The following is a 24,529-nucleotide window of genomic DNA, read 5'->3' as shown; positions in this document are numbered from 1 at the left end:
GCCTATGATCAGGGCGTGAAACGCGCCGCGGCCTTTCTCATCGCCCTTCTGGTGCACGCGCTGACGCTCGCCTTCATCGTGCTGGGCGCGCGCACGATCGTGGTCAACGCCGAGTTCGTCTTCGGCTGGCTGATCGGCGGGATGCTGATCGGCATCGGGTGGCTGCTGCGTCCGCGCCTGGCGCGCGTGCCCGCCGACGCCGAGGTGCTCGGCCGGGAGGACGCCGCCGAGCTGTACGCGACGGCCGGGCGGGTCGCGTCCCGGATGGGGGTCAGGCCGCCGGACCTGGTGGCGGTCAGGGATCTCGAGATCGGGACGTCTTACCGGAGAGTGGGGCTCAGGCGCACGCCGGTGCTCCTGGTGGGGCTGCCGGTGTGGCTGGCGCTGAGCCCGCGGCAGCGCGTGACCCTGCTGGCGACGGCTTACGCGGGCGAGGCGACCGGCGACGACCTGGTGGTGGGCGGCGCGCTGTCCACGCTGGGCGAGTGGCGGCAGGCGCTGCTGGGCTCCGCGCCGCTGACGGCGCGCGAGGAGGCCCGCGACAAGTTCACCGGTACGCTCGGCGCGCTCCACACGCCGGACACGAGCTACGAGGTGGCCGGGTGGATCGGCCGGGTGATCGGCCGGGTGCTGGGCGCCCCGGTGCTGCTGGTGGAGTACGCGCTCACCCGGCTGGCCCGTTCGGGCGACGGGCGGGCGCGCGAGCGCAGGCTGGCGCTGGCCGCGAAGGCGGTCACGCCCGAGGAGGTGGCGGAGCTGGAGGAGCTGATCGCCGCCGGCGGCTACCTCGCGCCGATGCAGGCGGCCGCGCTGCGCGGCGAGACCGTGCCCGCGATCAGGCGCGACGCGCTGGCCCGCGCCGACCGGCCGGGGCCCGCGCGTTCCCCGTTGCTGGGCGAGATGGAGTCCGGGCGCATCGACGAGGAGTTACTCGCCCGCTACACCCGCGCGGTGCGCGGTTTCGGGCTCATCGCCTGATCCACGCCCCTGGCGAGGGCCATGCGGGCGGGAGACGTAAGCTGGCAGGGTGACCGTTGCTCCTGAAGGCCGAAAGCTCCTCCGCCTGGAGGTGCGCAACGCCGAGACCCCTATCGAGCGCAAGCCCCCGTGGATCAAGACCAAGCTGAAGACGGGCCCCGAATACACCGAGCTGAAATCGCTCGTGCGCCGCGAGGGCCTGCACACGGTCTGTGAAGAGGCGGGCTGCCCCAACATCTACGAGTGCTGGGAAGACCGCGAGGCGACGTTCCTCATCGGCGGCGACCAGTGCACCCGCCGCTGCGATTTCTGCCAGATCGACACCGGCAAGCCCAAGGAGTACGACCGCGACGAGCCGCGCCGGGTGGCCGAGTCCGTCCAGCAGATGGGCCTGCGCTACGCGACCGTGACCGGCGTGGCCCGCGACGACCTGCCCGACGGCGGGGCCTGGCTCTACGCCGAGACCGCGCGGGAGATCCACGCGCTGCTGCCCGGCTGCGGCGTCGAGCTGCTCGTGCCCGACTTCAACGGCGACCGCGGCCAGCTGGAGGAGGTCTTCTCCAGCAAGCCGGAGGTGTTCGCGCACAACGTCGAGACCGTGCCGCGCATCTTCAAGCGGATCCGGCCCGCGTTCCGCTACGACCGCTCGCTGAAGGTGATCACGACGGCCCGCGAGGCCGGGCTGGTGACCAAGTCCAACCTCATCCTCGGCCTGGGCGAGACCCGCGAGGAGGTGCTGGAGGCGATGCGCGACCTCCACTCCGCCGGCACCGACCTGCTCACCATCACGCAGTATCTCCGGCCGACCCCGCGCCACCACCCGGTGGAGCGCTGGGTCAAGCCGGAGGAGTTCGTGGAGCTGCAGCGGGAGGCCGAGGAGATCGGCTTCGCCGGCGTGCTGTCCGGCCCGTTGGTCCGCTCGTCGTACCGCGCGGGCAAGCTCTACCAGCAGGCGATCACCGCCCGCCAGACGGCCTGACCGCGCCGCCAGCGCGGCGTGTTCGCGGCGTCACCGCGCCGTCTTCGTGGCGTGTTCGTGGCGTGTTCGTGGCGTGTTCGTGGCGTGTTCGCGGCGTGATCGCGCCGTGATCGCGGCGTGATCGCGGCGTGATCGCGGCGTGATCGCGGCGTGATCGCGGCGTCGTTCGCGGTGGCCACGTGGTGTCGGAAGCCCCGGGCGGGGTCCCGGGGCTTTCGCGTTTCCCCTATCCGGCCGCCGCGCTACCGTGAGCGTCGGAAGGGGGCGAGACGTGGCCATTCTGATCCGGACCGGGGACGTGCCGCCGGGGCAGCGGCTCGACGCCTGGCGCAGCGTGGTCTGCGACACGCTCGGCCCGCTCGACTTCCACATCGCCCGTGGCACCCCGCTGCGGGGGCAGATCGAGGCCGGGCAGCTCGGCCCGATCGGCGTCGGCAAGGTGGAGACCTCCACGCCCCACAGCGTGCACCGCACGGCGGGCCTGATCCGGCGTGACAGCCCCGAGCTCTACCGGCTGGTGCTGGCCGTGTCGGGCAGCCCGATCCTGTCGCAGGACGGCCGCTCGGTCCGGCTGGCGCCGGGCGGGTTCGCCCTCTACGACTTCACCCGGCCCTACGAGCTGGCCTACGACGCGGCGGTGCGGCTGGCGGTGTTCAGCTTCCCGCGCGAGCTGCTGTCGCTGCCCGCCGGCGCGGCCACCTCGATCACCGCCGTGCCGATCCCGGCCGGCGAGGGCACCGCCGCGCTGGCCGCGCCGCTGCTGCGCCGGGTGGCGCTGGACCTGGAGACCTACCGGCCGGCCAGCGCCGCGCGGCTGTCCACGGTGGTGATGGATCTGGTGGCCACCGCCGTGGCCGAGCGCGTGGACCGGCTGGACGAGGTGCCCGAGCGGGCCCGGCAGGAGGCGCTGACGGCGCGGGTGCACGCCTTCATCGAACGCCATCTGGGTGATCCCGGCCTGGACCCGGCCGCCGTGGCCGCCGCCTGTCACGTGTCGCCGCGCTCGCTGCACCGGGTGTTCGAGGCCCGCGACACGACGGTGGCGGGCTGGATCCGCCATCGGCGGCTGGAGCGCTGCCGCCGCGACCTGGCCGATCCGGCGCTGGCGGGCGTGCCGGTCAGCGCGGTGGCGGCCCGCTGCGGGCTGCCCGACCCGGCCCACTTCAGCCGTCTGTTCAAGCGCGCGTACGGGGTGCCGCCGGCCGAGTACCGGCGGGCGAGCCTGCTGTAGGCGCGCATCGTCAAGGGGGTGGCGCGCAGATCCAAGACCGGGGCCGCCGCGATCCGCAGACTGGTCCCATGCCCGCGAGAACGCGGGAACCCCCTGACGAGGATGGAGTCCGGTCATGCAGCTCTTCGTGAACCTGGCGGTCAAGGATCTCGACCGCTCGAAGGAGTTCTTCACCGCGCTCGGTTTCGCCTTCTTCGGCATGGCCGACGACATGGCGTCCGTGATGATCAACGACGGCGCGCAGGTCATGCTGCTGACCGAGCCGGTGTTCGCCGGCTACGCGGCCAGGGAGCTCGCCGACCCGGCCAAGACGACCGAGGCGATCCTGGTCATCGGCCTGGAGAACCCGGCCCAGGTGGACGAGCTGACCGAGAAGGCCGTCGCCGCCGGCGCCACCCCGCTGGGCCCGCCCCGGCAGGACGACTTCCGCTACCAGCGGGCCTTCGCCGACCTCGACGGCCACCACTGGGAGGCGCTCTGCCTGGCGCAGCCGGCCGGATGAGCACCGTGACGCTGACGGGCACGGCGGTCTCGGCCGACGGGACCGCCATCGCCTACGACCGCCACGGCTCGGGACCGGCCGTGGTCCTGGTGCACGGCGCGTTCACCGGCAGGGGCCACCCCACGCTGGCGGGCGTGGCGGCGGGGCTGGCGCCGTGGTTCACCGTGTACGACTACGACCGGCGCGGGCGGGGAGGCAGCGGCGACACCTCCCCGTACGCGGTGGAGCGCGAGATCGAGGATCTGGCCGCGGTCGTCGGGGCGGCGGGCGGGCGGGCGATGGTGTTCGGCGGGTCGTCGGGCGGCGCGCTGGCGCTGGAGGCGGCGGCCCGGCTGCCGGAGGTCACCAAGCTGGCGGTGTGGGAGCCGCCCTACCACGTGACCGCCGACGCCCCCGCACTGCCGCACGACTTCGCCGCCCAGCTCGATGCCCTGGTCCGGGAGGGGCGGCGGGGGGACGCGGTCGAGCTGTTCATGGTGGCGGCGGCCGAGGTGCCGCGGGAGGCCGTGGCGCTGATGCGGGCCGACCCGTCCTGGCCGGAGGTGGAGGCCGTCGCGCACACGCTGGCGTACGAGGCGGCCGTCATGGGGCCGGGCAACGCGCTGCCGGCCGCCCGGCTGGCCGAGGTCACGCAGCCGGCGCTGGTCATGAACGGCGACGCCGGCCCGGCGTGGATGGCGGCGGCCGCGCGGGCCGTTGCGGGGCGCGTCCCCGGCGCCGTCCACCGGGTGCTGGAGGGGCAGGCGCACGCCGTGGCCCCGGAGGCCCTGCTGCCCGAACTGCTGGAGTTCTTCGTGGTGGCGTGACCCCGGCCGCCGGGTCGCCGACACTGTGATCGTGGACTTCGATGACGTGATCAGCGGGCTGGACCTGCGTACCAAGGTCAGGATGTTGACCGGCGCCTCCATGTGGGCGCTGCACCCGGTGCCGGAGATCGGCCTGGACCGCCTGGTGATGAGCGACGGGCCGATCGGCGTGCGCGGCGAGCGGTGGAGCGCGGCCAGCCCGTCGATCGCGCTGCCGAGCCCCACCGCCATGGCCGCCACCTGGGACGTGGAGCTGATCCGGCGGGTGGGGCGGCTGCTCGCCCAGGAGGCCCGGCGCAAGGGCGTGCACGTGCTGCTCGCGCCGACCGTCAACCTGCACAGGTCGCCGCTGGGCGGGCGGCACTTCGAGTGCTTCTCCGAGGATCCGCACCTGACGGGCGAGGTGGCGGCCGCGTACGTGGAAGGCGTGCAGGAGGGCGGGGTGGCGACCACCCCCAAGCACTTCGTGGCCAACGACTCCGAGACCGAGCGGTTCACGGTCAGCGTCGAGGTGTCCGCGCGGGCGCTGCGCGAGCTGTACCTGCGGCCGTTCGAGCGGGTCGTCCAGGCCGGCGCGTGGGGTGTCATGACGGCCTACAACGCGGTCGGCGGCGTCACGATGAGCGAGCACGCCGATCTGGTGCACGGGGTGCTGAAGGGCGAGTGGGGCTTCGACGGTCTCGTGGTGTCCGACTGGACGGCGGTGCGCACCACCGAGGCCGCCGCGCTGGGCGGCACCGACGTGGCCATGCCGGGCCCGCACGGGCCGTGGGGTGACAAGCTGGAGGAGGCGGTGCGCGCGGGGCGGGTGCCGGAGTCGCTGATCGACGACCGGGTGCGCCGTGTGCTCCGCCTGGCCGAGCGCACGGGCGCGCTGGGCGGGCCGCCGCCCGCCGCGGCCGGCGAGGTCATCGACGGGGTGGCGCTGGCGCGTGAGGTGGCCGCGCGGAGCTTCACCCTCCTGAAGAACGACGGGCCGCTGCTTCCGCTGTCCGGCGTGCGGTCCGTGGCGCTGATCGGGTCGGCGGCCAGGGAGGCCAGGGTGATGGGCGGCGGCAGCGCCCAGGTGTTCCCCGCCCGCGTCGTCTCCCCGCTGGACGGCCTGCGCGGGCGTGACGGCGTCGAGGTCCGGTACGCGCGGGGCACCGATCCGCGCGTCCGCCTGTCCCCGCTGGCGGTCCCGGCCACCGCGGCCTTCCTGGACGCCGGCGGCCGGGTCCTGGCCGAGCATCCTCTGCCGGCGGCCGAGGGGCGCTGGATCGGCGAGACCCCGCCCGGAGTGGACGCCGACCGGCTCGCGGCGGTCCGGCTGCGCGCCGCGTACACGCCGGAGACCGGAGGGCGGCACGAGCTGTCGGTGGCCGGCGCGGGCGCGTACACGCTGTCGGTGGACGGCCGGGTGCTGCTCGACGAGACGCTGACCCCCGGTGGTGACGACCCGGCCGCGCTGCTGTCCCCGCCGGAGCGGCGGGTGACCGCCGACCTGGACGCGGGCGTCACGTACGAGCTGGAGGTCCTGCACCGGACGGCCGGGTTCCGGGGGATGGTGTTCATCGTGTGCGTGCTCGGCCACGCCGAGCCGTCGCCCGGCGAGGACGAGCTGTTCGCCGAGGCGGTGCGGGTGGCGGCCGGCAGTGACGTGGCCGTGGTGGTCGCCGCCACCACGCCGGAGGTGGAGAGCGAGGGCTTCGACCGCGGGGACCTGGTGCTGCCGGGCCGGCAGGACGAGCTGATCGCCGCGGTCGCCGCCGCCAACCCGCGCACCGTCGTGGTGGTGAACGCGGGCTCGCCGGTGGAGATGCCGTGGCTGGACTCGGTGGCGGCGGTGCTGCTCACCTGGTTCCCGGGGCAGGAGGCGGGGGCGGCGCTGGCGGACGTGCTGTTCGGCGACGCCGAGCCGGGCGGGCGGCTGCCGACGACCTGGCCCGCCCGGCTGGCCGACGCGCCGGTGGTGAACGTGACTCCGGACCGCGGTGTCATGGTCTACGAAGAGGGGCTGTTCATCGGGTATCGGGCGTGGGAGCGGAGCGGGCGCGCGCCGGCGTTCTGGTTCGGGCACGGGCTCGGTTACACCACCTGGTCGTACGACTCGATCTCCGGCGGGAGCGGGTCGGTGACCGTGCGCGTGACCAACACCGGCCGTCGGCGCGGCCGGGAGGTCGTGCAGGTCTATGCCGCGCCGGTCACGCCCGATCCGGAGCGCCCGGCCCGGTGGCTGGCCGGGTTCGCGGTGGTGGAGGCCGAGCCGGGGCAGAGCGTGAGCACCGTCGTGGACGTGCCGGACCGTACGTTCGAGGTCTGGGACGGGCGGGGGTGGCGCGTCGCGTCCGGGGAGTACCTGCTGGAGGCCGCCCGCCACTACGCCGACCGGAGGCTTTCGGCGACGGTCAAGGTCTGAGAGTCAGGATTCGGCAAAAAGATCGCGGTCGCGGCGAGGCTGCCTGGCGGCCGCGTTCTCCGTCCTGTCCGGTTCGTTTGTATCCTTCCTTCCATGGCGAAGTCCAAGGACCCAGAGAAGCCGGGGCGCATCAAGCAGCTCCGCATGATCGCGCAGATCATCAAGCAGTCCAATCCCAAGGGGATGCCGATCGTCTTCCTCTCGGCGGTCGGCACGCTGGCTGTGGTGGTCGTGATCGGTCTGGTCACGGACTATCTGTGGTATTCGATCTTCCTGGGCATCCTGCTGGCGTTCACCGTCGGCCTGGTGGTGTTCGGGCAGCTCGCGCAGCGGGCGCAGTATTCGCTGCTGCACGGCCAGACCGGCGCCGCCGCCGCCGTGCTGCAGGGCATGCGCGGCAACTGGCAGGTCACCCCGGCCATCGCGGTCAACCGCGACCAGGACCTGGTCCACATGGTGGTGGGCTATCCGGGCGTCATCCTGGTGTCCGAGGGGCCGGGCAACCGCACGGCCCGCATGCTCGCGGCGGAGAAGAAGCGCATCGCCCGCGCGGTGCTGGGCGTGGAGATCTACGACATCCAGTGCGGTGACGGCGAGGGCCAGGTCCCGCTGGCCAAACTGCAGCGCCACATCATGAAGCTGCCGCGCAACCTGAAGAAGCCCTCGGTCAACGAGGTGAAGGACCGTCTGCGGTCCCTGCCGAAGAACATGCCGATGCCCAAGGGTCCGATGCCCAAGGGCGCCCGCATGCCGCGCGGCCCCAAGATGCGCTAGTGCCGTCCCTGTCGTCGCGGGCCAACCGCGGCTGGTGGGACGGCAACGCCGACGACTACCAGGCGGAGCACGGCGCGTTCCTGCGCGACGCCGGCTTCGTGTGGTGCCCTGAGGGCGTCGACGAGGCCGACGCCCGGCTGCTCGGCGAGGTGTCCGGGCGCGACGTGCTGGAGATCGGCTGCGGCGCCGCGCAGTGCGCCCGCTGGCTGGTGACGCGGGGTGCGCGGGTGGCCGCCTTCGACCTGTCGCGCGGCCAGTTGCTCCACTCGCGCCGCATCGACGAGGAGACCGGCGTGCGGGTGCCGGCGGTCCAGGCCGACGCCGAGTCGCTGCCGTTCGCCGCGGAGAGCTTCGACGTGGCCTGCTCGGCGTACGGCGCGCTGCCGTTCGTGGCCGACCCGGCGGCGGTCCTGCGCGAGGTGCGCCGGGTGCTGCGGCCGGGCGGCCGGTTCGTGTTCTCGGTCAGCCACCCGATCCGGTGGGCGTTCCCCGACGACCCGGGCCCGCGCGGGCTGACCTCCGACCGCTCCTACTTCGACCGCAGCCCGTACGAGGAACGCGACGAGCACGGCGCCCTCACCTACGCCGAGCACCACCGCACCATGGGCGACTGGGTGGGCCTGCTGGCCGCCTCCGGGCTCGCCATCACCGGGCTGCTGGAGCCCGAGTGGCCCGAGGGGCACGACCGGGTGTGGGGCGGCTGGAGCCCGTTGCGCGGCCGCCACCTGCCCGGCACCGCCATCTTCAGCTGCGCGCGTATCTAGCGGCCATGGCGTGGAAGGCCGCCTTCGGCTCCCAGCGCGTCTCGTCGAGCATCCTGACGACGCCGTACGAGCCGAGGTCGGCCTGATTGTCCCGGCCGATCCTGGTGAAACCGGCGAAGGTGAACCACAGGGCCGTCTCGACGCCCTCCTGCTCGAAGACGTCGAGCAGCTCGTCGAGATAGCGGACCTGCTCGTCCTCGTCGGGCACCGCGCCTTCGGGCACCAGGTAGGCCGAGCCGCCCCGCTCGCCGGCGCCGCGGTAGGCGCAGGTGCCGAACTCGGTCACGGCCACCGGCTTGCCCTGCCCGGAGCGGGCGCGCAGCTCGTCGCGGAAGGTCTCGGCGTTGTAGGCGGCGCGGTAGGCGTCGAGGCCGACGACGTCGAACGGGGTCCAGTCGACGAACTCCCAGGGCGCGGAGGCGTAGGTGATCCTGCCGCCGAACAGCGGCCGGACCGTGGCGGCGACCTCGGCCAGGTAGGAGTCCAGGCGTTCGGTGATCGCCGGGATCTCCCTGCTCCACCATTCGGGGGACGCCTCGGTGAGTGATCCCAGGCGCTCGCCGTACGTCTCCCCCGGCATGAAACCGGACAGGAACGCGCTGGCCTCGCAGCCCGCCACCAGCACCACCTCGGCGCCGCCCGCGCGCAGTTCCTCCGCCTTCGTGGCGCACTCCGCCAGCATCGGCAGGGTCTCCTCGGGGGTGAGGTCGACCGGGAACGGCGCGTACCAGACCTCCAGTCCGGCGGCGGCGGCCTCCTCGGCGGCGACGGCGAGGCGGGCGGGGTCGCCGCCGGAGACGCGGACGGCCTGGCAGCTCAGCTCGCGGGCGATCACCTGGAGGTCGCGCCGGACGGTGTCCCGGTCGAAGGCCTTGCGGCTGCGGTCGGGCTCGGGCAGGAAGCCGGTGTCATAGTTGATGCCCTTTTTCATGATTTGTCCTTACCAATACCGTCTTGGAGTTGGTCGAAGGCGAGCTCCACGTCGGAGGCGAGCATCCGGCCCGCCTCCTCCAGCGGCGTCCCGGACGCCAGCCGCTGGAAGAACGCCTCCTCGACCGTGGTGATGACGGCGGTGATCTGGGCGGCCATGAGCTGCGCGGCCGTCTCGGAGCCGGCCGTGTCCCGCAGCACGGCGGCCAGCTCGTGACGCTGCCCCATGTGCGCCTGGTAGACGCCCGCCATGAGCACCGGCGTGGACGCGATGACCCTGACCTGGGCGAGCATCCGGCCGACGTCGCGGGGACCGTCGGCGGCCAGCGCGGCGTAGTGGGCGCGCAGCGCGTCCAGGGCCGTCTGGCCGGGCGGCCGCCGGGCCACGATCGAGGCGAGGTCGTCGTGGATGCCGTCGAGAGCCAGGCAGTCCTTGCTGGGGAAGTAGTTGAACAGGGTGACCTTGGCGACCCCGGCCGCCTCGGCGATCTCGCTGACCGTCACCGCGTCGTACCCGCGCTCCGCGAACAGCTCCAGCGCGACGCCCGCGATGCGCCGCCGGGTCTCTTCCTTCTTGCGCTCGCGCAAACCCGCCATCATCATGACGGCAGCGTAAACCGTACTCAGTACAAAAGTAAACCCGGTACGGTTTTCACATGCGGACGACCACGGTGTTCGACACGCGGTCGTGCAGGCCGCGGTGGTCGCGGTCGAAGATCAGCGCCGGCAGGGCCAGCACGAGCAGCACCGTGCGCACCAGCACCGGGAACAGGCGGGGGTCGCCGCCGTCCATCGCCGCCACCCGGATGCCGGCCAGCCGGTGGCCGAACGTCTGCCCGAGGAACCCGACCAGCACGACGTACTGCACGGCGAACACGATCGCGGGCACCCACGGCTGCTCTGCCGTGCTGATCCCGAGCAGCAACTGCGTGATCGCCCACGTGCAGATCATCCAGTCGATGACCAGGGCGGCGATCCTGCGCCCCCAGCCGGAGACGGACCCGCTGCCCTCCTCCGGCAGCCCGAGGCGCTGCCCCGGATAACCGAGATCGACCCCGGCGGACCGGAGCCCGCCCAGCCAGGTCTGCGTCCACCGCGGCTCGTTGCTGCTCATGTGTCAAAGGTATCCGCCGGTGGGGGCGGTCGGGATCGTGACCCGTCCGCGCTTCCGTGACGCGGGTGGTCCGGCGCATGATGGAGGCCATGCCGTACGGGGACGACTTGGACGCGCGCTTCCACGAACTGGTCGCGCAGTTCAGCGAGGAGGAGCGGCGCAGGCTGAGCGCCGCGGCGAGCAAGGGCGCCCGCCCGCGCCGGCGCCGGCGCGTGGGACGGGTCTGGTACGCGTTCGCGGCCGTGCTGGCGGTGGTCGTGGCGGCCCTGCTGATCGTCGCCGTCCGCCCCGACCTGCTCTCCCCCGCCCCCGAGCCGGCCGCGGAGTCGCCGTCACCGGTCCTGCGCGCCCACGTTCCGGGCCCTTCGGGGGACGTGAACGCCGCGTAACACATGCGAAACAATCGAGACACCATGCGGAAACGGCCGCGCCGTACCTTCACGGGTGATAGCCCGTCCCCAGGGAGGTTCGAGAGTGTTCAACTCCGCCGACGACGTCCTGAAGTTCATCAGGGACGAAGGGGTGCAGTTCGTCGATGTCAGGTTCACCGACCTGCCGGGGACGACTCACCACTTCACCTTCCCGGTCGAGAACTTCGGCGCGAACGTCTTCTCTGACGGCCTCATGTTCGACGGCTCGTCGATCCGCGGCTTCCAGGCGATCCACGAGTCCGACATGCTGCTCCTGCCGGACCCGTCGTCCGCCGTGGTCGACCCGTTCCGCCAGCACAAGACGCTCAACATCAACTTCTTCGTGCACGACCCGCTGACCGGCGAGGCCTACAGCCGCGACCCGCGCAACGTCGCCCGCAAGGCCGAGGAGTACCTCAAGGGCACCGGCATCGCCGACACCGTCTTCTTCGGGCCCGAGGCCGAGTTCTACATCTTCGACGACGTCCGCTTCGAGACGAAGTCCAACGCGGGCTACTACTACATCGACTCCATCGAGGGCGCCTGGAACACCGGCAAGGCCACCGAGGGCGGCAACCTGGGCTACAAGCCGCGCTACAAGGGCGGCTACTTCCCGGTGCCGCCGATGGACCACTTCACCGACCTGCGCTCGGAGATGGTCCGCAACCTCATCGAGTGCGGCATCGACGTCGAGATGCAGCACCACGAGGTCGGCACGGCCGGTCAGGCGGAGATCGACTTCAAGTTCGGCACGCTGCTCAAGACGGCCGACAACCTGATGCTCTACAAGTACATCATCAAGAGCACGGCCATGGAGTACGGTCACACCGTCACGTTCATGCCCAAGCCGATCTTCGGTGACAACGGCTCCGGCATGCACTGCCACCAGTCGCTGTGGAAGGACGGCTCGCCGCTCTTCTACGACGAGGTCGGCTACGCGGGCCTGTCCGACACCGCCCGCTACTACATCGGCGGCCTGCTCAAGCACGCCCCGTCGCTGCTGGCCTTCACCAACCCGACGGTCAACTCCTACCACCGGCTGGTGCCGGGCTACGAGGCGCCGGTCAACCTGGTCTACTCGCAGCGCAACCGCTCGGCCTGCGTCCGGATCCCGATCACGGGCTCCAACCCGAAGGCCAAGCGCATCGAGTTCCGCGTGCCCGACCCGTCCTGCAACCCGTACTTCGCCTTCGCCGCCATGCTGATGGCGGGGCTCGACGGCATCCGCAACAAGATCGAGCCGCCGGAGCCCGTCGACAAGGACCTGTACGAGCTCCCGCCGGAGGAGGCCCGCTCGGTCCCGCAGGTGCCCGGCTCCCTCACCGACGTGCTCAACGCTCTGGAGGAGGACCACGACTACCTGCTCGAAGGCGGCGTCTTCACGCCCGACCTGATCGAGACGTGGATCTCCTACAAGCGCGAGAACGAGGTCGACCCGATCCGGCTGCGCCCGCACCCGCACGAGTTCGAGCTCTACTACGACGTGTGATCGGTTACCGCGCGGTGAGCTGCACGCTCACCGCGCGGTTTCCGTTTGGTTCCCGCCATCGCCGCGTTCAGTCGTGGTCGGGAAAGACCAGCTCATCGCGCGTAGCCACCTCTTCGGCGGGGGGCGGCTCGATGTGGATCGCGTCGCCCCAGCCGGAGAACCGCACATCGGCGGTCGTGAGGCTGCGGTCTTTGACGTTCCAGGGGTATTCGGGCTCGTCATACCGCGTCTGGCACCTGCGTACGAGCTGATCCGGACCAAGCCACAGCCGCCACTTCACGGGCAACTTGGTGTAGCTCGCGTAGCGTCCTGTGGGCTTCTCGAAGTCGCCCACCCATAGACGCGGATTCAGCTTGTACAGCTTGCCGATGGTGGTGCTGCCCTCGTAGAGGGTGGTGCGGGTGCCGTCGTAGACGCCGGCGGGCCGCTTGGCCGTCGTGGTGGACAGCACGTGCCGGAGAGTGGCGGGATCGCTCAGCCTGATCTTCCCGCATTCCAGGTACAGCTCGTTCTTCTCGGTGTCCAGAATCCAGGACTTGCCCTCCGGCAGGTGGGCAGGGCGGTCGGGATACCAGCCGTAGGAACGACCCGGGAAGACGACGGCCCGGGAGGCACCGTCGGCTGAGGGCTTCGAATGGCGGAGATCGAGGGCCACGATTCCACCGCCACCGAACCTGTAGACGGCCCGCGATCGGCGGGTGACGTGGTCCTTCTTCGGACCCCAGACAATTCGGTAGACCGAACTCGCCCGCACCCCGCCATGACCGTCGAGCTGCCGCTTCAGCGCCGCGACCGGATCTGGACGGGTGACGGCTCCGGCGTGCGGGCCGATGACCGTGATCGATGCTGTCAGCACGAGAACCAGCCCGATCGTCCGGCGACCCATGCTCATGCACTCCCCGCTCGATTCCGTGCCGTCCGGAACGGAGGCTGTGGGAGATCGTCGCGATCGAAGATCTCAACGCTGTCACGGACGGATTTCGGCGGAGCCCGCAGGTCGGTGACTCCTCGTCTGACAGTGGTTGATGGCGCCGCGCGAAAATCGTTGATCCTTACGAGGCCGACAGGTAGCGTCTGCGATCAGTGGCGATCACTTGTTCGAATTTTCGCCATCTGTCCGGCCCGCAGATCTGGAGATGTGAGATGAAGCGAACACTTAGTCTATTAACTGTCGGCCTGCTGGTCTCCGGTCTGGTGACCGCACCGGCCGGGGCCTCCAGCGTGGTGACCGATCCTCTGGCCTCTTCCCAAGCGACCGCTGCTGAGATCGCGACGTTCTGGCTCGGCGACGGCGGCGCCCATCTGATGAGCGCCACTCCGTACAACGTCCGGACCGCCGTCGACAAGGTCCTTCCCATCAGCGGCATCCCCGCGGACACCAAGCCCGGCACTATCCCGCCGACGCCCCCGTCCACCTCCGATCCGGCGAAGGCCAAGGCGCCCGGCACCTCGGGCAAGGTGTTCTTCGTCGGCGCCGACGGTCAGCCGCACTGGTGCACCGGCACCGCCGTGCAGTCGCAGTACCGCAACCTCGTGGCCACCGCAGCGCACTGCGTGTACGACACCCAGCGTTCCTACGCCACCCTCGACAAGTGGGTCTTCGTTCCCGGCTACTCCGGTGGCACGACTCCGTGGGGTCTCTACGTCGGAAAGCAGGTTTCCGGCCATTACGACTTCACCACCTACGACGACTACGACCGCGACTACGCTTTCGTCAACGTCTACGGCGGCGTCGTCTCCTCTGCCTCAGGCGGGTTGACCAACTTCGGAAGGCTGGTCGACAACGTCGGCGGCCAGGGGCTGGCCTGGAGCCAGCCGCTGGGCTCCTCGGTCGACGTCTTCGGCTATCCCGCCGGCCCCCATCCCGACGGCACCCGGCCGTACACGGGTGAGACCATCGAATCGTCGAGGGGTGACACAAGCGCCGTAAGGGTTCCCAGCTTGAAGGCGGAGGAACTCATGGCCGTGGATTCCCGGTTCACCGGTGAAGGGGCCCTCGGCTCCTCCTGGCTGTTGCGTTATGACAAGGCCAGCCGCATGGGGTACCTCAACGGCATCACCATCAGCGTCGCCGACACCGATGGCAGCCTGCGTTACGACACGAGCTTCTCTCCCTACTTCGACGGCGAACTGGCCAGCGTCTACTCCGCCGCCGGCGCTGTGTGGACCGGCTCGGTCCTGCCCGCGTAACGGACCCTGACGGCCAGGTCCACGGCATTCGGAAGGCCATCGAGGGCGCGATCGATGGCCTTCCGCGTCGTCCGGCCGCGTCGTGCTGCCGGACCCTGTCAGACCTGCTTGAGGAAGCCCGCGTCCACCGCGAGGTCCGCGCCGGTCGTGGCGGCCGAGCGGGGCGAGGCCAGCAGGGCGATCGCATCGGCGACCTCCTGGGGGTCGACCAGCCTCGGGATCGACAGGTTCATCATCTCCGGCGCCAGCCGGTCCAGCACGGAGTCACGGTCGGCGCCCGCCTGTCCGGCGATGATGTCGGCCGCGCCGCCCTCCTCGGTCCACCACGCCGTGCGCACCGGTCCAGGAGAGACGGTGTTGACGCGGATGCCCTGGGGGGCGTACTCCTCCGACAGCGCCTTGGTCACGTTGTTCAGTGCCGCCTTGGCCGCGCTGTAGTCGACGTTCATCGGGGCGGGGAGCCGTGCGGAGCCCGACGAGACGTTGACGATCGAGCCGCCGCCGCGCGCCAGCATCGGCGGGATGGCGGCCCGGACGAAGCGCACCACCGCGAACAGGTTGAACTCGAACATGGCCCGCCAGTCCTCGTCGGCGGGGGCCATGAAGGAGAAGCGCGGCAGGGCAACCCCGGGCGGCGGGCCACCGGCGTTGTTGACCAGGATGTCGAGCCCGCCGAACTCCTCCACGGCCCGCGCCACGGCCTGGCCGGGCGCTTCGGGGTCCATCAGGTCGACCGGCACGTGGAGCAGGTCGCCGCCCAGTTCCGCCAGCTCGGGGCTGGTCTTGCGGGAGACTGCCACGACACTGGCCCCCTCGCCGAGCAGGGTGCGGGTCACGGCCAGGCCGATGCCCTTGGACGCGCCGGTGACGATCGCGACGCGGCCGGAAAACTGCAGATCCATAGGTGCTCCTTCGCCGTAGGGGCCCTCCGGACGAGCGGAGGGTTTCCATCGCGGAACACGCTAGGCGCGGGCCCCGACGCGGGCTGGCGACGTTCGGACCGGTGTCTCCGGCGGGCTTCGGAACCGGAATCCCCCCGCTCAGAGGCCGTAACGGCCGAGCACGTCCCGCTTGCGGCCGGTGAGGAACTTGCGGGCCATCCGGCCGGTGGTGAGCCAGGCGATGACATCGCCGTTCCCCGTGCCGGCCAGCATCCTGCCGACCAGGTACGGCGCGACCTCGTCGACGTGGTCGCAGAGGATGTTGAGGAGCTTGCGCTGCTTGGCCACCTGCTCGGGGGCGGCGGCGGCCTCGCGCAGCCAGCCCTCCGTGATGAGCATGCCGGGGCTGACCTGCCCGACCCGTACGCCGGTGCCCGCGACCTCCTTGGCCAGCGCCCGGGTGAAGGAGTCGAGGCCGCGCTTGGTGGCCGAGTAGACGCCCATGCCGGGACGGATCCGGCCGTCGCTGCCGCCGCCGAGGATGTTGAACACCTGGCCGCCGCCCTGAGCGAGCATGCCGCGTACCGCGACCTGGGAGCCGTAGACGGTGCCGAGCATGTTCGTGGTGACCATCGCGCGGACGTCGCCGGGCGCGGTCTCGACGATGGGGCGGGTGGTGTTGGCGACCCCGGCGTTGTTGATCCACAGGTCCACGCCGCCGAGGGCGTCCACCGCGGTGGCCCACAGCTTCTCGACCTGCTCGGGGTCGGTCATGTCGACGGCGCACCCGTGCACGGCCGCGCTTTCCGCCGCCTCCGGGCGCAGTCGCGCCACGGCCTCGTCCACCGCCGCCCTGGTACGGCCCGACACGACCACGGAGTGCCCGCGCCGGAGCAGTTCGCGGGCGAGAGCGAACCCGAGCCCTTTGGTGCTGCCGGTGACGACTGCCTTCCGCATGGCCGCTCCCTGGAGGGTGGGGAATCGGCGTTGATCTTACGCCGCCGCCTTCTCCTCGGATAGACCTGAGACGAGACGTTGCGTCTTGGAGGACGTGACGCTACTCTCTCATGAGACGGATCGTCTCGTCTCACTGGAAGCGAGGAGGTGGGCCTCATACGTACCGCTGCCCAACTGTCACTGGCCGAGATCACGAAGCGTTACGACACCCGCGTCGTCCTGGACCGCGTGTCGTTCGCCGTCAAGCCCGGCGAGCGGATCGGGGTGATCGGCGACAACGGGTCGGGCAAGTCCACGCTGCTCAGGCTCATGGCGGACGAGGAACAGCCGACCAACGGTGAGCTGGTGGTCGTCGCGCCCGGTGGCGTCGGATACCTGCCGCAGACGCTCGCGCTGCCGCCGCACGTGACCGTCGCGGAAGCCGTCGACCTGGCGCTGGCCGACCTTCGGGAGCTCGAAGCCCGCATGCGGGCGGCCGAGCGGTCGCTCGGGGAGGAGTCCTCTCCGGATCTGGACGTGTACGCGGAGCTGGTGGCGGAGTTCGAGGCCAGGGGCGGCTACGAAGCCGACGTCCGGGTGGATGTCGCGCTGCACGAACTCGGGCTGCCCGGGCTGGACCGGAGCCGCCCGCTGGGCACGCTGTCCGGCGGCGAACGCGCCAGGCTGGCTCTGGCCGCCACGCTGGCGTCCGACCCCGAGCTGCTGCTGCTCGACGAGCCGACCAACGACCTGGACGACCGGGCCGTGTCCTGGCTCGAACAGCGCCTGCGCGCCCATCGGGGCACGGTCGTGGCGATCACGCACGACCGGGTGTTCCTGGAGCGGGTGACCACCGCCATCCTGGAGGTCTCCGGCGGGCAGGTGCGCCGCTACGGCGACGGGTACGCCGGATACCTCGCGGCCAAGGCCGCCGAACGCGCCGCGCAGGCGCGGGCCCACGAGGAGTGGAAGACGGAGCTGGACCGGCATGCCGGTCTGGTGGCGGCCAACGCGGGCCGGTTGGCCGTGATCCCGCGCAAGACGCCCAAGGCGGGCATGGGCACCGGGACGTGGCGTGCGCGCTCGCGTACCCACGGGGCCTCCCGGCGCATCCGCCAGTCCCAGCAGCGGCTGCGCCGGCTCACCGACCACCCGGCGCCGCCGCCGCCCGAACCGCTGCGCTTCACCCCCACCCTCGCCGCCGCGGGTGCCCGCGAGGGTGCGGAGGTGGCCGCGCTCGACGGCGTGGTGGTGGCGGGACGGCTCCAGCTCGACTCCCTGACCATCAGGGCCGGCGAGCGCCTGCTCGTCACCGGCCCGAACGGGGCCGGCAAGACCACGCTGATGCGCGTGCTCGCCGGCGAACTGCTGCCCGACGCGGGCGCGGTACGGCGGAGCGGCCGCACCGGACTCTTCCGCCAGGACGACCCGGACACAGACGCACGGCGGACAGAACGGTTCGGGTCCTTCCGCGAGCACATTCCGGACGACGGTGACACGCGGCGGACCAGGGATGTGCTGGTGAGGGCCGAATGGACCGTGTTGCGGGCCTATGCGCACGGGCGGGCCGGGAGTCTGGATGAGCACGCGGACGCGCTGCTGGCTCTGGGGCTGTTCGGGCCGGCCGACCTGGGGCTGCGTCTGGGAGAGCTGTCGTATGGGCAGCGGCGCAGGGTCGAGCTGGCGCGGCTGGTGAGCGAGCCCGTGGACCTGCTGCTGCTCGACGAGCCGACCAACCACCTGTCGCCGATGCTGGTGGAGCAGATGGAGGAGGCGCTGGAATCGTTCCCCGGCGCGCTGGTGGTCGTCACGCACGATCGGCGCCTGCGGGCCGGGTTCACCGGCTCCCGTCTGGAACTCGCCGACGGCGTGCCGTCATGACGCCCGGATGTCAGTCGTCGGCGGCGACCAGGAGTGACAAGGTCCCGGCGGTCCGATCGACGAGGACCAGCTCGTGGAAGTCGATCTGGACCCCGCCCCAGTCGTGGAACGCCCCACGGCCGAGGTCCTTCAGCCGGTACCGCTCGGTGGCGTCCGCGAGCAGCGGGTGGACCTCGTCCTCCAGCCGGGCGGACAGAGCCGCCGGAAGCGGCCCGAACTGGTCCGCCCAGCCGCGCAGAACGGCGTGCGCGGCCGCCCCGTCGACCTGCTCGTACGCGGCCGGGCTCAGGTTCCGCAGCCAGTAGGGGCCGTGCCGGAGCCCCGCGGCCTCGGCTCCTCCCCCGGCGTAGTCGTCCCGGTACTGCTCATGCCCGACCAGGTCAGCCAGGAGTTGGCCGCCGGCGACGTCCCGGCGGGACAGGCCGAACCGCTTGACGTCGATCCAGCGGAACGCGTGGTCCTCGAAGTCGAACGCGCTGAAGTTGATGAAGATCTGATCCCTGTACGTGAGCGTCCCGTCCGTCACGCCGGAAACGATAACGCGGGGCGGTCACGGCGCGGGTCTGCCGTACATCGAGAACGCAGGTAGCCCCCGACAGCGGCGGCGAGGAGCGCGCCCGGCCCTCAGAACACGCACGCGGCCAGCCCTTCCAGCGGCGAGGCGAGGGTGACATCCGGTGGACGATCGCAGGCCGGTTCGCCTTCGCCGAATGGGGTGCCTGGGTGCCGGAGTGCTCCTGGCCGATCTGGGGCGCCGCGCCGGCCGCTGCCGCCTGCGGCGCGAGGCCGACGCGGTGGGTGGTCGGCGCGTTGCCCGATGGGCGCGCGGGTGCCGATCCGGCACGTCGTAGCCGCCGGCCGCCCGTGGGGGATGCCCGCCTTGTCCCGTCTCGGCTCAGGGCTCATTCATGCTTTCGCCCTGTGCGACTCGCGGAGGTGTCGAAGACAGGATCGCCGCGATGCCGCGTACGAGGCGGTCGGTGAGCAGTCCGGCGGGATCGCGCCAGGCGAGGGACCCGGCCTGCGGCGTGATCCGGGCATGCAGCGTCCGGAAGGCGAAGCGGAAGTCGGCGTGCTGGTGCGAGGGCACACCCCTGGCCGGGTCGGCGGGGATCTCGTGGACCTCGATGTCCACAGGGACGGCCTCGGCCGGGACGACGACCTCCCGCCGGGGAACACCCGTCCCCGCTTCCAGCTCGCGCAGGGCGGCGTCGCACAGGCTGTCGTCCGAGGGCTCCACGTGGCCGCCGGGCAGGAGCCAGCGGTCCTGCGCGCTGTGGCGGATCATCAGCACCCGGCCGGAGCCGTCGATCGCGACGGCGCTGGTGGTGACGTGCAGGGGCAGGGTCTCGCGCGAGGCGAGGTCCTGCTCGCGGTCGAGCGCCTGCGCCAGCATGACGGCGTCGGCGGCGCGGCCGGGGTGAGCGCCGAGATAGCGCGTCAGCACGGCGACGATCTCCCTGCGGGTCACGGTCATGGCCCTATGGAAGAGGGTCGGCCGGGTGCCCGCAATCGACTGCCGGACAGTGGCGGAAAGCTCCCACATGCCCGTCGTACAACTTCTGACACAGAATCATGCTTATGGTCAAGTCGTGGGACGAACGACCCCAGCCGCGCTGATCCGGTAGAGGACGTGCGGGCGGAGCGGGTGGCCTTCCGGGATCATGCTGTGGTCGAAGTCGTCGGCCGGGTCGCGGGTCATGCCGAGCCGCCGCATCACCGCCTGGGAGCGCACGTTCAGGACAGCCGTGATCGACACGATCTCCTCCAGGCCCGCCTCGCCGAACCCGTGAGCGAGCGCCCGCCGGCCGGCCTCGGTGGCGTAGCCGTGTCCCCACGCCGAACGGGCCAGCCGCCAGCCCACCTCGACGGCGGGCGTGAACGGCGCCTCGAACGTCTGCAGGGCCAGCCCGGCGAACCCGATGAACTCCCCCGTCTCCCGCACCTCCAGCGCCCACAACCCGTACCCGTGCTCGTCGAACCGCTGCTCGATCCGGTCCACGAGGGCGTCGCTCTCGGCCCGGGTCATCGGGGCGGGGAAGTGTTCCATCACCCGCGGGTCGGCGTTGAGCGCCGCGAACGGCTCCCGGTCGCTCTCCCGCCACCTGCGCATGATCAGCCGCTCGGTCTCCATCCCCGACACCCTAGCGACGGGAGCGGATGCCGGTGATGCGGCGCAGGACGTCCCACCAGAAGGGGGCGCCGAACAACAGCGCCACGTACGTCAGCAGGAAGCCCGGCCAGTGGCTGGGGGTGGTGAGGCGGTCCCACCAGGCGCCGCCGTTCCAGTGGAAGGACGGCTCGCCCTCGGCGGGGACCGCCATGCTGACGATCGCGTTGTCGAGCACCTTGACCAGCGCGGGCTGGCTGAGCGTCTCGGTGACGCACGGCACCGGGTCCGACTGCTCGCACTGCGCCTTCAACTCGCTGTACGCGTCAGGACCCGCTTCGGTGACGGCCGTGACGGTGGCGCGATAGGCGTTGTCGCGCAGCAGCGTCTTGCCGTACTCCAGCCCGTCCACGGTGAACAGCAGCGTCACCACCAGCGCGAGCAGGGCGAGCACCCACTTGACGTACCGCTTGTAGAGCATCGACAGCCGCTGCATCTCACTGTCGAACCAGCGTTCGACGCCCTGACGGAACCGGTCGAGGTCGCGCTGGGCGGACTCCCACACACCCTGGAGATGGCCGTAGAGCGGGCTGCCCGTGGCCCTGAGCTTCTCCAGGAGCCCTTCGACGCCGCCCGGCTCGCTCGCGGCCAGCTCCATCATGGCCATCGAGAAGCGCCCCGGCGGCAGGTCGGCGATGCTGGTGCGGCCCCGGGTGGGGTGGTCGATCTCCCGTACGCGCTCGTACAGCAGACCAGTGAACCCGTCCGCGCCGGCGGGCGCGCCGGCCGGCACGGCGGCGGGAACCGCCGGGGCGGGCCGGCTTTCGTGCTCGGGCCGCGGGTCGCGGGCGAACGGCAGCGCCGCGAACACCTCGCGCAGGCCCGACGGCAGCCACGAGCGGCCCTTCGGCGCGTCGTCGTCGAGCGTGTCGCGCAGGTAGGCCCAGAGGAACTTGCTGCGGATCGCCAGCAGCCGCACGATGGCCTCGTTCAGCCCGCTGACGAGCAGCGACAGCAGGAGGAAGGCCAGCACGAGGCCGAGCGCCAGATCGATGTAAGCGGATAACAAGCCGATCACCCCGCGCCTTGATACACCCTGCGCCGCGCGGCCGCAACGGAAAGGCAGCGGCAAGGCAGCGGAAAGGCAGCGGAAAGGCAGCGAAAAGGCTCAGTCTCCGTAGAAGACGCGCTCGACGACCTGGCGGGCGCGGCGGGTGACGCGGCGGTAGTCGTCGAGGAAGTCCTCCGACCCGTCGGCCGGGTAGCCGAGGGCGCGGGCGAGGTGGCGGCGCTCGCGGGCGCTCGCCGGGACGCTGTCGCCGGGCCGCCCCTTCACCAGCATGATCGCGTCCCTGACGCCGGAGGCGCACCGCCACGCCTCGGCCAGGACCGTCTCGTCGGCCGCGTCGAGCAGCCCTTCGGCCACGGCGGCGCGCAGCGCCTTAAGCGTGCGGGTGGTGCGCAGGGAGGGCAGCGCGCCGGCGTGGCGGAGCTGCTGGAGCTGGGCCACCCACTCCACGTCGGACAGGCCGCCGGGGCCCAGCTTGGTGTGCAGGGCGGGGTCGGCGCCGCGCGGCAGCCGCTCCGCCTCCATCCGCGCCTTGAGCCTTCTGATCTGCCGTACGGCGTCGTCGGTGATGCCGCCGGCCGGGTAGCGCAGCTCGTCCACCATGGCGATGAACGCGGAGCCGAGCCCGGCGTCACCGGCGGAGAACCTGGCGCGCAGCAGCGCCTGCGACTCCCACGGCGACGACCAGCGGGCGTAGTAGGCGCGGTAGGAGGCGAGGGTGCGGACCAGCGGCCCCTGCCTGCCCTCGGGGCGCAGGTCGGGGTCGATGAGCAGCGGCGGGTCGGGCGCGGGCAGGGCGAGCAGCCGGCGCACCTCGTTGGCCACGGCGAAGGCGGCGTCGGTGGCGTCGCGCTCGGCGGCGCCCTCCAGCGGCCGGTGGACGAACATCACGTCGGCGTCGCTGGCGTAGGAGGACTCCATGCCGCCGAGCCGGCCCATGGCGATGATCGCGAACCGGGTGGGCAGCTCGCCGCGCCGCTCGGCCGACACCTTGCCGATGGCCGCGTCGAGCGCGGACTGGAGGGTGACGTCGTTCAGCGCGGACAGCGCCACGCCGACCCGCTCGATGTCGATCAGCCCGGCGACGTCGGCCACGGCGGTGCGGAACAGCTCGCGGCGGCGCAGCGCCCGGACGGCGGCCACCGCGGTCTCCGCCTCGTCGGTGTAGCGGGACACGGCGGCGGACGCCTCGCCGAGCAGCGCCTCGGGCGGGCGGACGGCCAGGTCCTCGTCGCGGCCGAGCAGCGCGACCGCCTCGGGGGCGTGCGTGAGCAGCTGGGTGGCGTACCGGCTGGTGCCGAGGACGCGCGCCAGGCGCTGGGCGACGGCGGTCTCGTCGCGCAGCAGCCGCAGGTACCACGGCGTGGCGCCGAGCTTGTCGCTCACCTGGCGGAAGCCGAGCAGCGCGGCGTCGGGGTCGGGCGTGTCGGCGAACCAGCCGAGCATGACCGGCAGCAGCGTCCGCTGGATCGCCGCCCGCCGGGACACGCCGCCGGCGAGGGCGGCGATGTGGCGCAGCGCGCCCTCCGGGTCGACGTAGCCGAGCGCGCCGAGGCGGGCCTCGGCGGCGGAGGTCGACAGCCGCGCCTCGGTCTCCGGCAGGCGGGCCACGGCCTGCAGCAGCGGCCGGTAGAACAGCTTCTCGTGCAGGCGGCGGGCCTGGCTGGCGTGCCGCCTCCATCGGGTGGTGAACTCGCCGACCGGGTCGGCCTGCATGCCCAGCGCCCGGCCGAGCCTGCGCAGGTCGGCGGGGTCCTCGGGCAGCACGTGGGTGCGGCGCAGCCGGTGGAGCTGGAGCAGGTGCTCCACCTGGCGCAGGAACGTGTACGCCTCGGCCAGGCCGCGCGAGTCGTCGCGCCCGACGTACCCGCCCCGCGACAGGGCGGCCAGCGCGGGCAGCGTGGCGCGGCGGCGCAGCAGCGGGTCGAGCCGGCCGTGCACGAGCTGCAGCAGCTGCACCGCGAACTCGATGTCGCGCAGCCCGCCGGGGCCCAGCTTGATCTGCCGCTCCCCCTCGGCCAGCACGTGCGCCTCCACGCGGCGGCGCATGGCCTGGACGTCCTCGACGAAGTTGTCGCGGGTGGCGGCCGACCAGACGAGCTCGTTGACCGCGCCGACGTACTCCTGCCCCAGCTCCAGGTCGCCGGCCACGGGCCGGGCCTTGAGCAGCGCCTGGAACTCCCACGTCTTGGCCCAGCGCCGGTAGTAGGCGAGGTGGCTGGCGAGGGTGCGCACCAGCGGGCCCGAACGGCCCTCGGGGCGCAGCCCGGCGTCCACCTCCCACAGCGACCCCTCGGCGGTGGCGGCCGAGCAGGCGCGCATCATGGCCTGGGCGAGCCGGGTGGCGGTGCGCAGCGCCTTGGTCTCGTCGGCGCCCTCGCGCGGCTCGGCGACGAAGACGACGTCCACGTCGCTGATGTAGTTGAGCTCTCTGGCGCCGCACTTGCCCATGCCGATCACGGCGAGCCGCGCGTCGTCGGTGTCGACCTCGGTACGGGCGATCGCCAGCGCGGCTTCCAGGGCGGCGCCCGCGAGGTCCGAGAGCTCGGCGGTGACCTCCTGGAAACCGGCCTGGCCGGTGAGGTCGCGGGCGGCCAGGTGGGCGAGCCGGCCACGATAGGCGATCCGGAGGCCGGCGAGCGCGCCGGAGCCGGTGGCGCGCGGCTCGGGGTCGCCGGGGTCGGCGCCGACGGCGCGCAGCAGCTCCGCCCTCGCCTCTCCGAGTCCGGGCAGGGCCAGCGTGTCGAGCTGGGCGGGGTGGCGTACCAGGTGCTCTCCCAGGGCGGCGCTGACGCCGAGCACGGCGAGCACCCGTTCCCTGAGCGCGCCGTCGGCGCGCAGCCGGTCGAGGACGGCGGGCTCGCGCTCGGCGAGCCTGGTCAGCGAGGCCAGCGCGAGGTCGGGGTCGGCGACGCCGGCGAGGGCGTCGAGCAGGTCGCCCAGCTCCACTCCTGCCTGCTCCACCAGGCGGGCGGCGGTGGCGGCGTCGGCGAATCCGAGTCTGGCGAGGCGGGCGGCGGTGGACTCGATCCTGGGCACCCCTCCAGTTTGACAGGCCCGCCGGGCGGCGGCCTAGGATAAAACGCA

Annotated in this window: 23 protein-coding genes; 12 read left to right on the top strand and 11 right to left on the bottom strand. The window is 72.2% G+C overall.

Going from position 1 to position 24,529, the window contains the following annotated elements; translation table 11 throughout:
* The first annotated feature begins 15 nt into the window (after nucleotides 1–15).
* The 8 genes from AB0K05_RS05490 to AB0K05_RS05455 all read left to right on the top strand — a co-directional run bounded on the left by AB0K05_RS05490 (nucleotide 16) and on the right by AB0K05_RS05455 (nucleotide 8,432).
* Nucleotides 16–978, top strand: a complete 963-nt coding sequence (locus tag AB0K05_RS05490) for a M48 family metallopeptidase (protein WP_364226934.1) — start codon at nucleotides 16–18, stop codon at nucleotides 976–978.
* A gap of 49 nt (nucleotides 979–1,027) precedes the next feature.
* The gene (gene lipA, locus AB0K05_RS05485) at nucleotides 1,028–1,957 is read left to right on the top strand and encodes a lipoyl synthase (protein WP_271278491.1); all 930 of its coding nucleotides are present in this window, start codon (nucleotides 1,028–1,030) and stop codon (nucleotides 1,955–1,957) included.
* A 271-nt stretch (nucleotides 1,958–2,228) separates the two neighbouring features.
* Nucleotides 2,229–3,188, top strand: coding sequence for a helix-turn-helix domain-containing protein (locus AB0K05_RS05480; protein WP_364226931.1), 960 nt, complete (start codon nucleotides 2,229–2,231; stop codon nucleotides 3,186–3,188).
* A gap of 115 nt (nucleotides 3,189–3,303) precedes the next feature.
* On the top strand, nucleotides 3,304–3,690 hold the full coding sequence (locus tag AB0K05_RS05475; protein WP_187281266.1) for a VOC family protein: 387 nt from the start codon (nucleotides 3,304–3,306) through the stop codon (nucleotides 3,688–3,690).
* A complete protein-coding gene (locus AB0K05_RS05470; RefSeq protein ID WP_271278493.1) occupies nucleotides 3,687–4,496 on the top strand; it encodes an alpha/beta hydrolase in 810 nt (269 codons plus the stop codon). Before AB0K05_RS05475 ends, AB0K05_RS05470 begins: the two co-directional genes overlap by 4 nt.
* A gap of 31 nt (nucleotides 4,497–4,527) precedes the next feature.
* The gene (locus AB0K05_RS05465) at nucleotides 4,528–6,894 is read left to right on the top strand and encodes a glycoside hydrolase family 3 C-terminal domain-containing protein (RefSeq protein WP_364226926.1); all 2,367 of its coding nucleotides are present in this window, start codon (nucleotides 4,528–4,530) and stop codon (nucleotides 6,892–6,894) included.
* Nucleotides 6,895–6,987: 93 nt separating this feature from the next.
* Nucleotides 6,988–7,668 (top strand): DUF4191 domain-containing protein, encoded by a 681-nt coding sequence (locus AB0K05_RS05460; protein WP_271278495.1) that lies wholly within the window; start codon nucleotides 6,988–6,990, stop codon nucleotides 7,666–7,668.
* Complete coding sequence (locus AB0K05_RS05455; RefSeq protein ID WP_219544695.1) at nucleotides 7,668–8,432, top strand: class I SAM-dependent methyltransferase; 765 nt, start codon at nucleotides 7,668–7,670, stop codon at nucleotides 8,430–8,432. Before AB0K05_RS05460 ends, AB0K05_RS05455 begins: the two co-directional genes overlap by 1 nt.
* Here AB0K05_RS05455 and AB0K05_RS05450 read toward each other — a convergent pair.
* Genes AB0K05_RS05450 through AB0K05_RS05440 form a run of 3 tightly spaced genes read right to left on the bottom strand, consistent with a single transcriptional unit; the run spans nucleotide 8,413 to nucleotide 10,476 of the window.
* The gene (locus tag AB0K05_RS05450; protein WP_364226921.1) at nucleotides 8,413–9,363 is read right to left on the bottom strand and encodes a hypothetical protein; all 951 of its coding nucleotides are present in this window, start codon (nucleotides 9,361–9,363) and stop codon (nucleotides 8,413–8,415) included. The two genes, AB0K05_RS05455 and AB0K05_RS05450, sit on opposite strands and share 20 nt — an antisense overlap.
* Entirely contained in the window at nucleotides 9,360–9,965 is a 606-nt protein-coding gene (locus AB0K05_RS05445) for a helix-turn-helix domain-containing protein (RefSeq protein ID WP_364226918.1), read from the bottom strand. The genes AB0K05_RS05450 and AB0K05_RS05445 overlap by 4 nt, the downstream gene beginning before the upstream one ends.
* A gap of 49 nt (nucleotides 9,966–10,014) precedes the next feature.
* Nucleotides 10,015–10,476 (bottom strand): RDD family protein, encoded by a 462-nt coding sequence (locus AB0K05_RS05440; protein ID WP_219544697.1) that lies wholly within the window; start codon nucleotides 10,474–10,476, stop codon nucleotides 10,015–10,017.
* Between the two features lie 89 nt (nucleotides 10,477–10,565).
* Here AB0K05_RS05440 and AB0K05_RS05435 point away from each other — a divergent pair, with 89 nt between their 5' ends.
* A complete protein-coding gene (locus AB0K05_RS05435) occupies nucleotides 10,566–10,865 on the top strand; it encodes a hypothetical protein (RefSeq protein ID WP_219544698.1) in 300 nt (99 codons plus the stop codon).
* An 85-nt stretch (nucleotides 10,866–10,950) separates the two neighbouring features.
* Complete coding sequence (glnA, locus tag AB0K05_RS05430; RefSeq protein WP_148032849.1) at nucleotides 10,951–12,375, top strand: type I glutamate--ammonia ligase; 1,425 nt, start codon at nucleotides 10,951–10,953, stop codon at nucleotides 12,373–12,375.
* A gap of 67 nt (nucleotides 12,376–12,442) precedes the next feature.
* Here the strand turns inward: glnA and AB0K05_RS05425 are convergent, their stop codons facing one another.
* Complete coding sequence (locus AB0K05_RS05425; protein ID WP_364226913.1) at nucleotides 12,443–13,267, bottom strand: hypothetical protein; 825 nt, start codon at nucleotides 13,265–13,267, stop codon at nucleotides 12,443–12,445.
* A 251-nt stretch (nucleotides 13,268–13,518) separates the two neighbouring features.
* On the opposite strand from AB0K05_RS05425, the gene AB0K05_RS05420 reads away from it, so the two are divergent.
* On the top strand, nucleotides 13,519–14,565 hold the full coding sequence (locus tag AB0K05_RS05420; protein WP_364226910.1) for a hypothetical protein: 1,047 nt from the start codon (nucleotides 13,519–13,521) through the stop codon (nucleotides 14,563–14,565).
* A 98-nt stretch (nucleotides 14,566–14,663) separates the two neighbouring features.
* Here AB0K05_RS05420 and AB0K05_RS05415 read toward each other — a convergent pair whose 3' ends face one another.
* Complete coding sequence (locus tag AB0K05_RS05415; RefSeq protein ID WP_148032851.1) at nucleotides 14,664–15,467, bottom strand: SDR family NAD(P)-dependent oxidoreductase; 804 nt, start codon at nucleotides 15,465–15,467, stop codon at nucleotides 14,664–14,666.
* A 138-nt stretch (nucleotides 15,468–15,605) separates the two neighbouring features.
* Nucleotides 15,606–16,403 carry an SDR family oxidoreductase gene (locus AB0K05_RS05410; RefSeq protein ID WP_271278502.1) on the bottom strand — a complete coding sequence of 266 codons (798 nt, stop codon included), beginning with the start codon at nucleotides 16,401–16,403 and terminating at the stop codon, nucleotides 15,606–15,608.
* Nucleotides 16,404–16,550: 147 nt separating this feature from the next.
* Between AB0K05_RS05410 and AB0K05_RS05405 the strand changes: the two genes are divergently transcribed.
* Nucleotides 16,551–18,263 (top strand): ABC-F family ATP-binding cassette domain-containing protein, encoded by a 1,713-nt coding sequence (locus AB0K05_RS05405; RefSeq protein ID WP_364226905.1) that lies wholly within the window; start codon nucleotides 16,551–16,553, stop codon nucleotides 18,261–18,263.
* 10 nt (nucleotides 18,264–18,273) lie between these two features.
* Here AB0K05_RS05405 and AB0K05_RS05400 read toward each other — a convergent pair whose 3' ends face one another.
* The 5 genes from AB0K05_RS05400 to AB0K05_RS05380 form a co-directional block, all read right to left on the bottom strand.
* Nucleotides 18,274–18,789, bottom strand: a complete 516-nt coding sequence (locus AB0K05_RS05400; RefSeq protein WP_271278504.1) for a hypothetical protein — start codon at nucleotides 18,787–18,789, stop codon at nucleotides 18,274–18,276.
* Between the two features lie 369 nt (nucleotides 18,790–19,158).
* Nucleotides 19,159–19,740: an NUDIX domain-containing protein gene (locus tag AB0K05_RS05395; RefSeq protein WP_364226902.1), complete on the bottom strand. Its 582-nt coding sequence runs from the start codon at nucleotides 19,738–19,740 to the stop codon at nucleotides 19,159–19,161.
* 108 nt (nucleotides 19,741–19,848) lie between these two features.
* On the bottom strand, nucleotides 19,849–20,397 hold the full coding sequence (locus AB0K05_RS05390; RefSeq protein WP_148032855.1) for a GNAT family N-acetyltransferase: 549 nt from the start codon (nucleotides 20,395–20,397) through the stop codon (nucleotides 19,849–19,851).
* Nucleotides 20,398–20,407: 10 nt separating this feature from the next.
* Nucleotides 20,408–21,451 carry a hypothetical protein gene (locus tag AB0K05_RS05385; protein ID WP_261808692.1) on the bottom strand — a complete coding sequence of 348 codons (1,044 nt, stop codon included), beginning with the start codon at nucleotides 21,449–21,451 and terminating at the stop codon, nucleotides 20,408–20,410.
* 90 nt (nucleotides 21,452–21,541) lie between these two features.
* The gene (locus tag AB0K05_RS05380) at nucleotides 21,542–24,481 is read right to left on the bottom strand and encodes a bifunctional [glutamine synthetase] adenylyltransferase/[glutamine synthetase]-adenylyl-L-tyrosine phosphorylase (RefSeq protein ID WP_364226897.1); all 2,940 of its coding nucleotides are present in this window, start codon (nucleotides 24,479–24,481) and stop codon (nucleotides 21,542–21,544) included.
* Nucleotides 24,482–24,529: the final 48 nt, after the last annotated feature.

This window comes from Nonomuraea sp. NPDC049486, assembly GCF_040676925.1.
GTDB classification, from domain to species: Bacteria; Actinomycetota; Actinomycetes; order Streptosporangiales; family Streptosporangiaceae; genus Nonomuraea; species Nonomuraea ferruginea.
The sequence above is the reverse complement of the archived record's forward strand: the minus strand, read 5'-3'. Positions and strand labels throughout refer to the sequence as shown.

What these genes read in the sequence shown, in the direction of transcription:
- AB0K05_RS05425 (WP_364226913.1), bottom strand. Translation starts at nt 13,267, where the DNA reads ATGAGCATGGGTCGCCGGACGATCGGGCTGGTTCTCGTGCTGACAGCA.
- AB0K05_RS05420 (WP_364226910.1), top strand. Translation starts at nt 13,519, where the DNA reads ATGAAGCGAACACTTAGTCTATTAACTGTCGGCCTGCTGGTCTCCGGT.
- AB0K05_RS05440 (WP_219544697.1), bottom strand. Translation starts at nt 10,476, where the DNA reads ATGAGCAGCAACGAGCCGCGGTGGACGCAGACCTGGCTGGGCGGGCTC.
- AB0K05_RS05435 (WP_219544698.1), top strand. Translation starts at nt 10,566, where the DNA reads ATGCCGTACGGGGACGACTTGGACGCGCGCTTCCACGAACTGGTCGCG.
- AB0K05_RS05450 (WP_364226921.1), bottom strand. Translation starts at nt 9,363, where the DNA reads ATGAAAAAGGGCATCAACTATGACACCGGCTTCCTGCCCGAGCCCGAC.
- AB0K05_RS05470 (WP_271278493.1), top strand. Translation starts at nt 3,687, where the DNA reads ATGAGCACCGTGACGCTGACGGGCACGGCGGTCTCGGCCGACGGGACC.
- AB0K05_RS05475 (WP_187281266.1), top strand. Translation starts at nt 3,304, where the DNA reads ATGCAGCTCTTCGTGAACCTGGCGGTCAAGGATCTCGACCGCTCGAAG.
- AB0K05_RS05445 (WP_364226918.1), bottom strand. Translation starts at nt 9,965, where the DNA reads ATGATGATGGCGGGTTTGCGCGAGCGCAAGAAGGAAGAGACCCGGCGG.
- AB0K05_RS05410 (WP_271278502.1), bottom strand. Translation starts at nt 16,403, where the DNA reads ATGCGGAAGGCAGTCGTCACCGGCAGCACCAAAGGGCTCGGGTTCGCT.
- AB0K05_RS05460 (WP_271278495.1), top strand. Translation starts at nt 6,988, where the DNA reads ATGGCGAAGTCCAAGGACCCAGAGAAGCCGGGGCGCATCAAGCAGCTC.
- AB0K05_RS05415 (WP_148032851.1), bottom strand. Translation starts at nt 15,467, where the DNA reads ATGGATCTGCAGTTTTCCGGCCGCGTCGCGATCGTCACCGGCGCGTCC.
- AB0K05_RS05395 (WP_364226902.1), bottom strand. Translation starts at nt 19,740, where the DNA reads ATGACCGTGACCCGCAGGGAGATCGTCGCCGTGCTGACGCGCTATCTC.
- AB0K05_RS05390 (WP_148032855.1), bottom strand. Translation starts at nt 20,397, where the DNA reads ATGGAGACCGAGCGGCTGATCATGCGCAGGTGGCGGGAGAGCGACCGG.